Raw genomic sequence first — 14,722 nt, 5'->3', positions numbered from 1 at the left:
CACTAAACCTACTGAATTTTCCCCCGCACCCAGGCCCCCGCATCCCCTCCAAATCCTGTAGGTTTTGGCTGAAAAAATAATGTTGCCGGGGGAGAGTGTTGGCGGGGTGCAGCGGGATGGCTTCGGAAGGTTTGATGGGTGGGCTTAGTAAATAGGTGAGGATGATATTTATTTTGCGTAATTTATGATGAACGCACTTTGTTTAAAATTAATTCAGGATTTTTTTTAGTTCGTCCATGAAGGTGTTTACGTCTTTGAATTCGCGGTAGACGGAGGCGAAACGGACGTAGGTTACGGCGTCTAGGTCTTTTAGTTTGTCCATGACGATCTCACCGATCTGGGTGCTGGGGATTTCACGGTCTTCTTTGTTGAAGATTTCAGTTTCGATCTCGTCGATGATCTTCTCAATCTGTTCCACCGAGATTGGACGTTTGTAGCAGGCACGCATGATGCCGTCCTGGATTTTGGTGCGGTCGTATTGCTCCCGGCTCTGGTCTTTTTTGATGACCACCAGAGGGATCGTCTCTATTTTCTCGTAGGTGGTGAAGCGCTTGCCGCACTCGTCACATTGTCTCCTTCTTCGGATGGAATTATTATCTGGAACCGGTCTGGAATCTATGACACGGGTGTTGTCTTGATTGCAAAATGGACATTTCATTTAAAAGTCCTCCTTGATATGTTATGTAAAGTTATAACTGTTCAGTATCCTCACAGTTACAGACAAAAATCCATGCAAAATCGCCTTGGCGATGGGATTTTTGCTTGGCCGTGGTACACTTTCTTACGGTCAGCGCAGTGAATGCGCAGACCTCCTGAATAGTTACGTAAAGTTATCTATGGCTTAGTATAGTACAGATAGACGTCTTACGTCAATGATTTTCCCTTGTATTTTTGCAGGCTTTCTGCTAGAATGTGCCTCATGGAACCCCCTGTTTTTTGGTGGATTCCAAAAAGACAGTTCGTAACCATCCTGTCTATAAATAAAACTAAGGAGAGAAAAAAATGAGTATTCAAGAACCAAGTAACCGTTATAGTGTCATACGGGAAAAGAATCCCCGGGAGATTTTGCTCCTTCGGGGAAGCGGCTGTAAATGGCGCCGCTGTACATTCTGTGATTATCATCTGGATTTTTCCAGGGATGAGGAAGCTAACTTTCATTTGAATCAGGTCGAGCTTGCTAAGGTCACAGGCTGTTTTCACAGACTGGAAGTGATCAACTCAGGTAGTTTTTGTGACCTGGATGAGAGGACTTTACAACTGATTCGTGAGGTCTGTGCGGAAAGAGGGATACGGGAGCTGCATTTTGAATGTCACTGGATGCATAAGGATGCGATTCAGGCAGCACGTGATTTTTTCGCAGAAAAAGGTATCTGTCTGAAGATCAAGATGGGGGTGGAGACTTTTGATGAGGAATTTCGTGAAAAGGTTCTCCAAAAGGGAATTGCTGCCGCTTCTCCCCGGGAAATTGCCAAATACGCAGACGAAGTATGTCTGTTGTTCGGCCTTACAGGTCAGACGTATGCTTCTATGAAAAGTGATATTGAGACAGGGCTTTCTTTCTTTGAGAGGATCTGTATCAATGTTATGGTGGAGAATTCCACTAAAATGAAGCCGGACAGGGATGTGATACGGATATTTGCCCAAACTCTTTATCCTGTTTATATAGGGAATGAGCGGGTTGATATCCTGATGGAAAATACGGAATTTGGGGTAGGTGACAAATATGAGTAATGAAATTTTGTTAATTGTATCCCTGGTACTGATCTATAGTTTTGTATTGCTGGCATATTACTTTTTTGATGTGTCCGGCCTGTATGGATGGACTGTTTTCTGTACCATCACTGCCAACATTGAAGTGTTGCTCATGGTGAAGGCTTTTGGCATGGAGCAGACCCTGGGAAATGTACTGTTTGCCTCGTCTTTTCTTGTGACCGATATTATCAGTGAGGTCGGCGGAAAGAAACAGGCACAGAAAGCCGTCAACCTGGGAATCTGTACCTCCTGCTGTTTTATACTGGTTTCCCAGATGTGGCTTTTATATACACCTTCAGCTAACGACTGGGCAAGTCCCGCGTTCCATACGATCTTTTCCAACACACCGCGCCTGCTTTTTGCCAGTCTGCTGGTTTACGCGGTGTCTCAGAAATTTGATGTGTGGGCCTATCATAAATGGTGGGCATTTACCACAAAACGGTTTGGAGATGCGGAAAGTTTTTTATGGCTGCGTAATAACGGTTCCACCTTGGTATCGCAGCTTTTGAATACCGTGTTATATACCTTTGGTGCATTTTGGGGCATGTATCCGCTCCCGGTGCTTCTGCATATCTGTGTTTCCAGCTATGTGATTTTTGTATTCACCAGTCTGCTTGACACACCGTTTGTATATTTAGCGCGTTGGATGAAACATAAAAAAGATGGAGCCGCGGCAAAAAAGAAAAATGCTGCGCTTGAATTGTAACTTGTTCAGGGTGCCTGCTGTTGAAAACAGTATGCACTCTGTTTTTAGATCAGGAGGAGAATTTATTATGGACAAATATTTAGAATACATACTGGAACAGATGAAAATGCTTCTGGCAATTGACAGTCCGTCGGGATACACACAGGAAGTTACGGATTATCTGATGGAGGAATATAAAAGATTGGGATATCTCCCTGAAAAAACCGTCAAAGGGGGCGTGCTGGTGGACCTGGAAAGCGGTGACAGGGCAAACGGGGTCCTTTTGGAAGCACATGTGGATACCCTGGGTGCTATGGTCTCAGAGATCAAGAGTAATGGACGGCTGAAGATCACACCTATAGGCGGAATGAACGCCAATAATGCAGAGGCGGAAAATTGCAGGATCATTACCCGTTTTGACGGTATTTATGAGGGAACCTGCCAGCTTGTCAATGCTTCGGTCCATGTAAACGGGAAGTATGATAAGACCGGAAGAACATTTGATACCCTGGAGATCGTGCCGGATGAACCTATCGCTGACAGGGAGGATGCAGCCGCACTTGGGATCTCCACAGGGGATTATGTATGTTTTGATCCCAGAACAGTGATAACCAGATCGGGATATATTAAAAGCCGTTTTCTGGATGACAAACTCAGTGCAGCTGTTTTACTGGGTTATGCAAAATATGTGAAGGATGAAAAGATAACGCTGGAAAACAGAGTCTATCAGCATATGACCGTATTTGAGGAGGTGGGCCACGGCGGAGCTGCCTCTGTTCCGGATGGGGTGACGGAGGTGATCTCTGTGGATATGGGATGTGTCGGTGAGGGGCTTAGCTGCACAGAGCGGCAGGTATCTATCTGTGCCAAGGACAGCAGGGGGCCTTATAATTATGATTTAGTTACATCACTGGTGAAAACAGCCCGGGATATGGGGCTTTCGTATGCGGTAGATGTGTATCCTCATTATGGGTCAGATGCAGATGTGGCACTTACCGCAGGATATGATGTGCGGCATGGATTGATCGGTCCCGGGGTATATGCTTCACACGGGTACGAGAGAAGCCATGTGGACGGCGTTCTGAATACATTCCTGCTCTTAAAAGGATATCTTAGATAAAGCGGTGCATCTGTCTGAACATTGCGGCAGTCACGAATACAATGGCAGCTGCCTTTTCATTCAGTGACTACCGCAGATGAACCTTCCATATCCCGCAAAAATCATAAGCGGTAATCAAGAATCCTTATAATACCTGCAGGATATGTTCATCTATTCGGCGTACAAGGCCGTGGGTATACGCAGCAAAATATTTCTGCCAGAAGGCATACGCTGCCGGGTTCAGGCTCTCGTAGTCTACCCCCAGACAGGTATAGCCTTCTTTTTTTAATAGATTTACCGCATAACTCAGTAGATTCCGGAAAACGCCTCTGCCCCTGTATTCCGGAAGGCAGTATGCTCCTGTAATATGCAGATATTCCGGAATTTCCGTGATACAGGTTTCACCTGACTGTGATATCATGAGATATGCACATGGTTTTCCTTTGTATTTTGTCAGAAAGCACCTGCCCTGATCTGCTGTAAATGTACTGCAGAATACTTCACGGGAAGCCAAAGGCCGGTTCATAAAAAGCGGGCTGTTGTAAAAATGGCGGTTCAACATGACCTCCAGTGGATATGCTGTATCAATGGTCTCTCCGGTTAGTTCCTCCATTTCATAACCTTCGTTAAGATTACAGGCGATCGGTTCCATAGTTCGGATGGCGTCTATGCAGCGCAGGCCAAAACCGTACCTGAAAAACTGCTGCTGCGCAGCTTCCTCATGAGCATATAAACAGATGCCATGGCTGACTGCCCCGGCCTTTACCCATTTCTGCGCGGCATGCTGGTACATGGCAGCATATATTTTATCTCTGTCTTGCGTTACTGCCGCGTTAGCTCCCATGGGGGAAAAGACTCCCCTGGCATCCGTGGAGCCAAACGCATGGTCAAAGGGTTCCGTGCAGCATAGAAACCCCAGCATCTTTCCATCTTCGTATGCTGCCACCCCGAGACCATTGTCCGCAAAATATGTCAGATCAGGCAGTTCCGCTGCACCCGGCAGAACAGGTACCCTGCTGCGTTCTTCCCGGTAACATAGCAGGGCAAGTTCTCTGGCATCTGCCATATGTTCACGTGTAAAATTGATAGTCCTCATGTACTCTCCTTTTTGATGTTAAAATATGTCTGCAGCTTGCCATTGCATGTATCTGAAACGGTTTTTGGCAATCTGTACACCACCTTTTGTGGGTTGTACAGATTACCGGGATGAATTTCCAGACACACTTAAATGCGGGATTATTTTTTGTGGTAATATAAACGGCATACATCATCACCTTTGGCTATGGATTTCAGAAGCTTCAGCCGTCCCCCGTAAGCCTCACCTATACCATGGTCACCGCACATGGCAATGTCGCAGAGTTTCCGTATTTCCTCGTCAGAACAGCCGGCTTTCTGCCAGGCTTTCACTAATGGGCAATAATGAAAATCAATGGCCAGCTCTTTGTCTGTGCTCTTTCTGATCTTCATCTCAAATACCCACTGGGCGGGTTTGGTAAAAAGTTGTTTTCTGAGGCCTTTCAAACTGCTGGTCCCCCCTTGTCTGACCAGCTCCCCGCCTTGTGAAAGACCACAGCGGCGAATGGCTTCGCTTCCGAAATCTTCCCAGGCAAGCCCTCTTTTTCCGGCCTCGTCACACAATAGATACAGCCAGGCCGCCCGCTGCTCAAGCTGTCCCCGGACAGCCTGAATGAGTTTATTTTTTATCTTCGGTTCGTTGTGGATTTGAGATGTGCAAGTATTTGACATATTATATCCCCCCAATCTTTTTCTCTCTATCATACTACTAATTTTGCTGCCGTTGTAATCCGCAGCATTTTGTGGTATATATTACTTTAACGTAACTGCTCTGCAGGTATGCAAAACGATTGCACTGACCAAAAAAGTCCTGTCCGGGAAGTCCTGGACGAAAAAAACTGCCCAGTTACGTCTTAATAAGTATAGCATGGGGGAGATTTTCCGGCAAATTTAATTTTCTTTAAAACAAACAATAAGGAGGAACTGGCATATGAACTGTATTTTTTGCAATTGTATAGAAGACTCACAAATACTCTATGAGACGGATAATTTTATTGTAGTTTATGATATTGATCCAATTCAGAAAGGCCATTTATTAATGATCACCAAACAGCATTATGGAAATATCCGGGAGGTCCCGGAATCGGTTTTATATGAATTGATCCGGCTGGAACAGCAGGTGGCAGAAATTATAGAAAAAAATTTTGATGTACTTGGAGTGACCGTTATGCAGAATAACGGTTTAGTTATGGATGAGGGCACACACTTTCATGTGCATATCATTCCCCGGTACGCTGACGACGGTTTCTGGGAAAATCAGGCGGTGAAACAACATGAACTGCCGCTGGAGCAGCTCTCCCGCTGTTTAGCAGAACAGCTAAACTAAAATATGATATACATGGTATTACCTGATGATCATTATTTCAGGCTGCCGTGCAGCGGAAAGTTATGGCCTTACAAAGACACAGAGACATACTTTCAAACGGAAAAGACAGGCCATTCCCACATCAATAAGTTAGCACTATATAATATCGTATTTGCAAATTATTTTGTCACTTTTATATTTAAATATTTTTTGAATTCTATTGAAATCAATCAATAAACGTGATATATTATGTTTAGAAAGGAACAACCGCCCAAAGTGGTTTGACCTTAGTTGTGTTAGAAAACCCACCCTATTCCTGGTCAAAGTTTAAGGGTGGTTTTTCTATGTATTCTAATGACCCATCAAATAAATAAAGGTCAGTAGTGCAATCAGAAAAATTCCGAACTGCATCAAGTCATTAAAACTGAATTTGTTCTTCATATGCACCACCTCCATCCTGCATGGAATGAAGGCCAATCCACCCTGTAACACGCTTGTTCCATATGTCGATTATATCATATTCTTTTTCTTTATGCAATCCATCACTTTTCATTTATCAAGTTCATATTTCTTTTCCTGTAAGTATCCGGTGACATTTCTGTATATTTTTTGAACACTTTTGAAAAATAAGTACAATTTTCAAACCCCAATATTTCAGAAACCTCATACACCAAAAGACCTTCCTCCAGCATTTCCTTGGCCAATTCCACTTTCCTCAGATTCACGTATTCAATAAAATTCTGTCCCATCTCTTTTTTAAATACTGTGCTCAGATACGCACTGGAAACACCGATTTCTTTTGCTGCCTCTGACTGGTGTATCTGTGTTTTCAAGTGGGTGTCAATGTAATGGAACGCACTGCGCAGAATTTCGGAACGGCTGCATTTATATTCGATCAAAAACCTTTCATGAAAAGCATCCGTAAATTCCTGAAACCATTTTTCAATCTCTGACAGACTGCTTATCATCAACAGACATTGGTAATGACAGTTATCCCCCCGCACCTGAATTTCCTCAATGGCTCCATTCAGCCCCTGGGCTGTCATAGAAAACACCCCCAGCATGTCCATAAAAATCCGGCGCAGCACATTCATGCTAATATATTTTTCCTGACGGATAGAAGAAAATATATTTGAAATAGCATTCCCCGTCTCCTCCCTGGCAAATTCGGCTGCCGCCTGCTTCAGTGCGGCCTGCATATGCGGCATTCCCTTAGGGCTGTGTTCTTTCGCCGGTATCTTCTCCGTAAAATAATGTATCCTCTGTTCTTCATCGTAATAACTTACCATGTTGATCTGCTCCGCAAGCGCAACCGCCTGATTCATATCCGATTCCTCTTTCATGACCCCCTCATAAATCCCCAGATAAAGCTTGATGGGAAACCGCTGTGCCAATGCCCGGTAAAGTTCCTCATAAAATGCCTTTGGAAGCCTGCTGTCAAACACAAAATAACAGCACTGGGCCCCTTTATGGATCTGCAGGTATTCCTGCCCGCGCTTCTGAAGCCACCTTCTGCAGTGCTCCGTGACAGCAAATATCCCTTCCTGTTTATCTATGTGGGGCAGTATGCAGAGAAGCGTCCGGTAGGTCCCCACATCCTGAAAAATGTCTTTGCCCGTATGGCTGATGATCTCCTCATACCGTATTTCCCGGACACGAAAAGGCTGGTGTTTTTCTGCCCTGCATTTCTGAAGGATTTGCTGCAACTCTTCAGAGGAGAGGTTTAACTTTCTCAGATAATCATAAGCCCCCAGCTTCATGGCTTCTTTTACCATCTCAAACTCCTCGTTGCAGCTTATCACGATCACTTTGCAGTCCAGATTATTCTCTCGTAAATATTCAAGGATCTGCAGTCCGTTCTTTTTCGGTATATTCAGGTCAAGAAGCAGAATGTCCGGGTGATTCTCTTCAATGGAACGAATTGCTTCCTGTCCGTCTTTCGCATCTTCCAGCAGGGTAAATCCCAGTCCCTTCCAGTCCAATAACTGATGCAGGCCGACTCTTGCCAGTATCTCATCCTCTATGATCAATACCTTATTTTTCATTTCCAATCCTTTCTGCCTTCGGAACGCGCCTGATAATCTGTCCTCTTTGGGATCCGGATCCATATTTCAAATCCCGCTTTTACCTGTTCCTTAAAGATCAACCCATAATTATCCCCATACAGCATTTTCAATCTGGAATTTACATTGTAAAGACCCATTCCGGTAAAAGTGCTCCGGTTCCTGTGAGGGCTTTTCAGCATTTCTTCCACCATATCTTTGTCCGCCGAATTTCCATTATTGAAGATGGAGATCATAAAATCCTGTTCATATTCCACAGCAGACACAATGATCTGGCCTGCTCTGATGTCCTTCACGCCGTGCAGAATGGCATTCTCCACAATGGGCTGCATAGTAAACGCAGGAATCTCACAAAAATATAATTCTGTGGGGATCACGTTGTAATACTGAAAAGAGTTTCCAAACCTGAATTTCATGATGTCCACATAAGCTTCCAGCAGAGCCGTCTCCTGCCCCACTGTTGTCATGCCGTTCCTGTTGTCATACACACCGTGCAGTATTTCCCCCAGGGATTCCAGCGCACAGGATGTCCTCTCATCCTGTTCCTCTTTTGCCATGATCCTGATGGAATTTACCGTATTAAAGATAAAGTGCGGGGAAATCTGGGACATCAGCATCTCATAATGGGCTTTCTCCTTCAGATGGCTTTCTGTTTTTACCTTCTCGATCAATTCCTCAATCCTATGTCCCGCCCTGTTATAGCTTGAAATAAATTTATGTATTTCCAAAAAGGACTGCTCCGGCTCCTGAAGTGTCAGGATTCCGTTTTCAGAGTTTTCCAGTTTTTCCACCAGATTTGTGAGGGGACTTGACAGCTTTTTAGAAAAATAAACCATGGTTATAATCGTAGCTGCGATCAAAAGCAGTACCATTCCAAGAATATTCCTAGATATCCGTAGGTTTCCCTCCAGATAAACAAGAGTGGGAACCGCATACACTAACCTATTTCCGCCGTGCTCCAAAGAAACAGCCATGTATTGATAGCCGTCATGCAGCGTTCCCCGGGTAATGGTGTCCGTTTCTCCCTGCCATACAGCCTCCTCCTCCGTAAGAGACTGTACCAGTTCGTCTTTCTCTCCATTGTATTCCATCTGCATTTTTCTGCTGTTGTCAAAAATATAAAAGGTCCCCTCATGGGAGGGCACCATAGCCTGGGTAAATTTCCCCCATATTTTTGTACCGGACAGCTGTATCAGGAGGACACCCAGATTTTTTCCGGAATAATCCAGCACGCTTCTGCCAATATAAAGATAACGGTAGTCCTGTATGGGATATGTGGTCATCTCCGCAAAAAAGTCCTGCAGCTCTGCGCAGAATGTAGTTTTCCGCCCATTGTCTATAATCTGCTGATACCAATCCTGCCCTTCATATTCCACTGAAGTACGGCTTAGATTGTGGGCACCTATCAGATATCCGGACTCTGTAAGGATGGCTATCTTGCCGCCTACTGCATTCAACACTGAACTCTCCATCTCGGACAGCCTGGCTGAGAGTTCTGTTTTTGCCTGATACAGGTCATAGCCGTCCTCTGCCCGCGCCATGGTGCGAAGATTCTCCAGCACAGACTTGCTGGTCATCATCATGCTGGTAGAATAATTTGTCACTTCGATCATCTGATCTCCGTTTGCCTTAATCTGGGACAACAGGGTAGTGTCATAGCCGGTCTTGTTTTCTGTGGTGACCCTCTGCAGGTAAATGTTCAAAAACATTAATGCCAGACACAGGGGCAGAACCACAAAACACCCCATATACACTATGAGCTGCGTCCTGATACTTTTATTTTTCAGACTGAAATGTCTGCGTTTTTCCTTTTCCATTCTGTCTCCGACCTTTTTTATTATTCTAATATCTTATCCCTTTTTGTCAATGTTTCCGGTATACTTCCTGCAATTTCCAAGAAAGTACACTTTGGTTTTACAGCCAAATAGGGCTGACACACAAGATCTGTGTGCCAACCCTCAAATATATCTTATCCTTTTACCGCTCCGGCAGACAGCCCCTCCACCAGATTTTCCTGTACCAGGGCGAAGAACAGCAGTATAGGTATCAGGCTGATCACTACCGCTGACATCAAAAGTCCCCAATCCACGGAATACTGCCCGATAAAATCCTGCATCCCCACCTGAATCGTCTTTTTCAATGTTGTATTTATAAAAATAGACGCGTACATATATTCATCCCAGGAGGACATGAAGCAGAAAAGCGCTGTCACAAACAATCCCGGCTTTGCCACATAAAATATGACGGAGAAAAAGGAACGCAGCCTGCTGCACCCGTCAATCATGGCGGATTCCTCCAGTTCCCAGGGAATCGTGGAAAAAAATGCACAGGTATTCCAGATCGCAAAAGGAAGTGTAAAGGAACAATACATAAGTATCAGCCCGGTATAGCTGTCAATGAGCTGAAAATGTTTCATGATTATATAATATGGTATACACAATAGGATTCCCGGAAACATCCGCGTCATCAGCACAGCCATCTTGATCTTTCCCGCTCCCAAAATACGGTATCTTGTCAGCCCGTATGCTGCCATGACAGACAGTACCATACAGATCATTGTGGTCACTACTGTAATAAATATGCTGTTCATAAAGTATCTTACAAAATTGGACTCAAAAATCACATGGCGGAAATTTTCAAAAGTCACATATGTAGGAATGATCTGATTGGGATCGTAGATCTGCTCCTTTGTTTTCATCGCTGTCAGCACCACATACACAAAGGGGGCCACAGCGGCAAATACCATCAGAACCGTAAAAATATAAGCAACTGCCTTTCTGATCTTTTGTTTCTGTTTTTTATCCAGCATTTGCCATCCTCCTACTCTTTCTCGCTTACCATGCGCAGATATATCCCGGAAAATACTGCCATGAAAACAAATAATATCACAGACGCTGCTGCTGCGGTACCAAAATTATGGTTAATGAATGCCTCACGATAGGCAAAGGTATAGAGTATTTCCGTACTGTACAGCGGCCCGCCTCCGGTCATCAGCCAAATGGTGTTAAAGCATGAGACAATGCCGATCAGATTCAGGATCGTAGCAATTGCCAGTGGTTCCTTGATGATCGGCAGTGTGATCCGCCAAAAGCTCTGGAAACGGCTGGCCCCGTCAATCTCGGCGCTCTCATAAACGTCTCCCGGTATCCCCTGCAGGGCAGCCAGGATAAATATCATCTGGAATGGAATCCCCTTCCAGATTGCCACCAGGACCACACACCAGAACGCAGAGCCTATATTGCCAAGCCAGGAGACGGATTCTGTGATCGCTCCTAATTTTACTGCCAATATATTGATGATCCCCACATTGGCATTATATAAAAAGGTGAATGTCATTGCCGCAATGGCATGGGGTACCGCCCAGGGCACCAGGATCAACGTGCGGTAAACAGACCTTCCTTTCAGTTTCATATTCAGCGCCAACGCCAGCAGCATAGCTGCCACAAGCTGTACGATCAGATTCACCAGCGTCCATTTTACCGTATTTCCAATAGACTGCAGAAATATCTTGTTGGCAAATATGTTTTTATAATTCTCAAGCCCTGCAAAGGTATTAAAAATGCTGTCTTTTGGACGTACCAGATTATAATTGACAAAGCTAAGATAAATACCGCGCAGAAGCGGATAAATAGAGAGGGCCAGGACAGCAATGACTGCCGGTGCCAGAAGCAGATACCCGGGCCAGTTTTTCTTCAGTTCCAGTCCCGCCCTTTTTTGTTTTCTCGCCATAATCCCACCTCAGGACGGGCAGCTCTCTCCGGCCGCATGCTGCGGCCGGAGAAATGTTAACCCGCTTTCTTGACTATTTGTAATTGGATGCTATATTTTCGTTCAGTTTCTGTGTCAAAGATCCCAGCGCTTCTTCTGCTGTTGCCTTTCCATAATCCACCTCCAAAATTGCATTGGTGATCAGTTCATCAATGGCTTTCTCATTGATAACCGCGGGACGGGCACAGGTATACGGGAATTCATCCGTAAATACTTTCAGGCGTTCTTTCCCCTCCAGCGCTTTTCCATAATCAAAATCTTTACGGGCAGAGATCTTTCCCTCCACATCCAGGATCGGATCTCCTTTCTCGGAATTGATGTACTGGATCAGATCATAGGCCAATTCCGGGTTTTTGCTGTTGGCATTGATATTCCAGGTCCATCCACCAAGCACGGTTGCCTGCGTTTTTCCTCCTACCATTGTGGCAATGCCATAATCCAAGTCCGGATTAATTTCATCAACACCGGTGGCGCACCAGTCTCCTCCCAGAAGGAATGTAGCTTCCCCATTAGCAAAGCTTTCATAAACCTTATCCCATGTGGTTGCCTCCTTAAATGACTCCACCAGGCCTCCTTTTGTGATCATATCGCAGATATAATTCCAGGCCTCGGTACCCTGTTCATTGTCGATGACCACAGACGGAGTCTCACCGCTTGTGTCGATCACCGGACATTCGTTCTGATAGAAAAAGGAATAAAAGGCATAGGCGCTCTGATAGGTAATGATTCCGCCATAACCAGCTTCTTTTACTTTTTCCAGTGCAGCTGAAAGTTCATCCCAATTGGTGGGGACAGCAAGTCCCAGTTCATCCAGACGTTCCTTGTTATAATACAGACCGCAGCAGTCCATATACCAGGGAACCGAGTAATATTCCCCCTGGAATTTCCCGGAGTTCAGGGGGCCTTCCTGATACTGGGACACCAGCTCCTCTGCTGAGGTCAGATCACTTAAAGGATATAAAAGCCCCATAGCTGCCAGATCAATGGCATGCCCTGAGTTATCCATGATCACCACATCCGCCCCGCCGCCTGCCAGCGCTGCCGTCTGGAAAGATTCTTTGATATCCTGCTGGGAGGCACCTTGAAGTGTGATCTTTGTACCCGGATGTTCCTCCTCATACTGTCTGATGGTTTTTGTAAACTCTGTGCCCAGATCCGTAGATTCATCCACCCAGTCATTTGTCATAAGCAGCGTGATCTCCCCTGATTGCTCTTTAGAACCGGTCTCCTGGCTGCTTTCCTTTTCTTCGGATGTATTCTTTTCCCCTGTTTTATCCTCCTGACTGCCGCCGGAATCTCCGCATGCTGCTGTTCCCAGTATCATGGCCGCTGCCGTCAGAATTGCTATTACTTTTCTTCTCTTCATATTCTCTTACCTTCTTTTCCTCATTCGCTTTTTCTTGTTCTTTTTTCCTGTTCCGTATTGCAGTTCATTACGCCGGCTGTTACTGAATTGCTATAAGCACATTAAACCATATCTCTGTTGTTTTTAGAATAAATATATTATTTGACTTTTTGCCCTTCTCCCTTAAAAAAATTTCAGATTTCTTGTCATTCTCAAAGCTGTAATTTTTTTAACCTTTTCATGGGCATTTGCCGAAAAATGTGCTGATAAAGGCAGGAGCGTCTGCCTGTTTTTTGGCTGATTCCCATTTAATTGAAAAATTCTCTTCATTCCCTGATGAAAACATCTGATTTAAAATCTTAGATACAGAAGATAAGGAGGTCTTTGATCATGAAAAAACTAAATGTAGCTTTAGTGGGACTGAGCTTCGGACTTGAGTTTGTCGCCATCTACTGCAAACACCCTGATGTCGGCAAAGTCTATGTTGTGGACAAAAATGAAAAACTTTTAAACATTGCCAGGGAACGTTACAGCATCCCTAAAAGCCAGTGCTTCACGGATCTGCAGAACGTGCTGGACATTCCGGAGATTGATGCGGTACATCTGGTGACACCCCCATCCACCCATGCCCCATTTTCCGTACGGGTGCTGAACGCAGGAAAGCACTGTGGCTGCACCATCCCTATGGGCATGAGCCTGGAGGAGTTAAAACAGGTCATTTTGGCAAGGCAGGCCGCGGAAAAAAATTATATGTTCATGGAAACCACCATTTTTCAGAGGGAATTTCTCTATATGAAAGAGCTGTATGAAAAAGGTGAGCTGGGGCGTCTCCAGTATATGACATGTGCCCATTATCAGGATATGGAAGGCTGGCCTGATTACTGGAAAGGTTTCCCTCCCCTTATGCATCCTACCCATGCTGTTGCCCCGTGCCTCATGCTTGCAGGACATCTGCCCCAAAAAGTATATGCAAGAGGTTCCGGTAAAGTAAGAAAGGAACTGGAAGAACAATATGGATGCCCCTACGCTTTTGAAGCTGCATTCATTACACTTCAGGACAGTGATATCACCATTGAGATGGAACGCTTTTTATATGGAGTCGCCCGGAGTTATTCGGAATGTTTCCGTATATATGGAGAAAATAAAAGTTTTGAGTGGCAGCAGCTGGCGGATGAGGACCCTGTCCTCTATACCAGAACAGGAGCCTTGCAGAAAGTAGATATCCTCAATGAAGAAAAAGAAGAATCCAGCAGAGGCGGTGAAATACTGGAGGAGCGTATCAAAATTCCGGATTACGCCCACCTTCTGCCTGATGAGATCGCATCCTTCACTACTAATACGGTATATAACAATGAAAACACCCATCTCTCCTTTAAGCAGGGCGGCGGACACGGGGGTTCCCATCCCCACCTGGTACATGAATTCATCCGCTCTATCATCGAAGAACGAAAACCGGCCATGGATGATATTATGGGGGCCTACTGGACAGGAACCGGAATCTGTGCCCATGAATCTGCCATGAAGGGCGGAGAAGTGATCACGATCCCGCGGTTTGAACAACTTTAAATATAGTCAAAATCCCTTATTTTCAATACTTTTTTGTTGAAAACAAGGGATTTTTTCGTATAAA

At 44.9% G+C, this 14,722-nt stretch carries 13 protein-coding genes; 5 read left to right on the top strand and 8 right to left on the bottom strand.

Annotated features, from left to right (window positions below):
* Positions 1 to 208: 208 nt before the first annotated feature.
* Entirely contained in the window at positions 209 to 658 is a 450-nt protein-coding gene (gene nrdR, locus CI595_RS13890) for a transcriptional regulator NrdR (RefSeq protein ID WP_095174068.1), read from the bottom strand.
* A gap of 344 nt (positions 659 to 1,002) precedes the next feature.
* Here nrdR and CI595_RS13885 point away from each other — a divergent pair, with 344 nt between their 5' ends.
* The 3 genes from CI595_RS13885 (at position 1,003) to CI595_RS13875 (ending at position 3,557) form a co-directional block, all read left to right on the top strand.
* Positions 1,003 to 1,731, top strand: coding sequence for a radical SAM protein (locus tag CI595_RS13885; protein WP_095174066.1), 729 nt, complete (start codon positions 1,003 to 1,005; stop codon positions 1,729 to 1,731).
* Positions 1,724 to 2,458 carry a queuosine precursor transporter gene (locus tag CI595_RS13880; protein ID WP_095174063.1) on the top strand — a complete coding sequence of 245 codons (735 nt, stop codon included), beginning with the start codon at positions 1,724 to 1,726 and terminating at the stop codon, positions 2,456 to 2,458. Before CI595_RS13885 ends, CI595_RS13880 begins: the two co-directional genes overlap by 8 nt.
* A 67-nt stretch (positions 2,459 to 2,525) precedes the next feature.
* Positions 2,526 to 3,557: a M42 family metallopeptidase gene (locus CI595_RS13875; protein WP_095174061.1), complete on the top strand. Its 1,032-nt coding sequence runs from the start codon at positions 2,526 to 2,528 to the stop codon at positions 3,555 to 3,557.
* Between the two features lie 124 nt (positions 3,558 to 3,681).
* Here the strand turns inward: CI595_RS13875 and CI595_RS13870 are convergent, their stop codons facing one another.
* Entirely contained in the window at positions 3,682 to 4,632 is a 951-nt protein-coding gene (locus CI595_RS13870; protein ID WP_095174058.1) for a GNAT family N-acetyltransferase, read from the bottom strand.
* Positions 4,633 to 4,772: 140 nt separating this feature from the next.
* Positions 4,773 to 5,282, bottom strand: coding sequence for an L-2-amino-thiazoline-4-carboxylic acid hydrolase (locus CI595_RS13865; protein ID WP_095174055.1), 510 nt, complete (start codon positions 5,280 to 5,282; stop codon positions 4,773 to 4,775).
* A 259-nt stretch (positions 5,283 to 5,541) separates the two neighbouring features.
* Between CI595_RS13865 and CI595_RS13860 the strand changes: the two genes are divergently transcribed.
* The gene (locus tag CI595_RS13860; RefSeq protein WP_095174053.1) at positions 5,542 to 5,937 is read left to right on the top strand and encodes an HIT family protein; all 396 of its coding nucleotides are present in this window, start codon (positions 5,542 to 5,544) and stop codon (positions 5,935 to 5,937) included.
* 521 nt (positions 5,938 to 6,458) lie between these two features.
* Here CI595_RS13860 and CI595_RS13850 read toward each other — a convergent pair.
* From CI595_RS13850 to CI595_RS13830, 5 genes are all read right to left on the bottom strand, one after another.
* Complete coding sequence (locus tag CI595_RS13850) at positions 6,459 to 7,961, bottom strand: response regulator (RefSeq protein WP_243135164.1); 1,503 nt, start codon at positions 7,959 to 7,961, stop codon at positions 6,459 to 6,461.
* The gene (locus CI595_RS13845) at positions 7,958 to 9,796 is read right to left on the bottom strand and encodes a cache domain-containing sensor histidine kinase (RefSeq protein ID WP_095174047.1); all 1,839 of its coding nucleotides are present in this window, start codon (positions 9,794 to 9,796) and stop codon (positions 7,958 to 7,960) included. Before CI595_RS13845 ends, CI595_RS13850 begins: the two co-directional genes overlap by 4 nt.
* 152 nt (positions 9,797 to 9,948) lie before the next feature.
* The gene (locus CI595_RS13840; protein ID WP_095174044.1) at positions 9,949 to 10,788 is read right to left on the bottom strand and encodes a carbohydrate ABC transporter permease; all 840 of its coding nucleotides are present in this window, start codon (positions 10,786 to 10,788) and stop codon (positions 9,949 to 9,951) included.
* 11 nt (positions 10,789 to 10,799) lie between these two features.
* A complete protein-coding gene (locus tag CI595_RS13835; protein WP_095174042.1) occupies positions 10,800 to 11,708 on the bottom strand; it encodes a carbohydrate ABC transporter permease in 909 nt (302 codons plus the stop codon).
* 73 nt (positions 11,709 to 11,781) lie between these two features.
* Positions 11,782 to 13,113, bottom strand: a complete 1,332-nt coding sequence (locus CI595_RS13830; protein ID WP_095174040.1) for an ABC transporter substrate-binding protein — start codon at positions 13,111 to 13,113, stop codon at positions 11,782 to 11,784.
* 369 nt (positions 13,114 to 13,482) lie between these two features.
* Between CI595_RS13830 and CI595_RS13825 the strand changes: the two genes are divergently transcribed.
* Positions 13,483 to 14,658 carry a Gfo/Idh/MocA family protein gene (locus tag CI595_RS13825; protein ID WP_095174038.1) on the top strand — a complete coding sequence of 392 codons (1,176 nt, stop codon included), beginning with the start codon at positions 13,483 to 13,485 and terminating at the stop codon, positions 14,656 to 14,658.
* Positions 14,659 to 14,722 lie beyond the last annotated feature (64 nt).

Origin of the sequence: Blautia hominis (assembly GCA_002270465.1) — a bacterium.
Lineage (GTDB): Bacteria > Bacillota > Clostridia > Lachnospirales > Lachnospiraceae > Blautia > Blautia hominis.
Note: the sequence above shows the minus strand (reverse complement) of the source record. Positions and strands in the feature narration are given on the sequence as shown.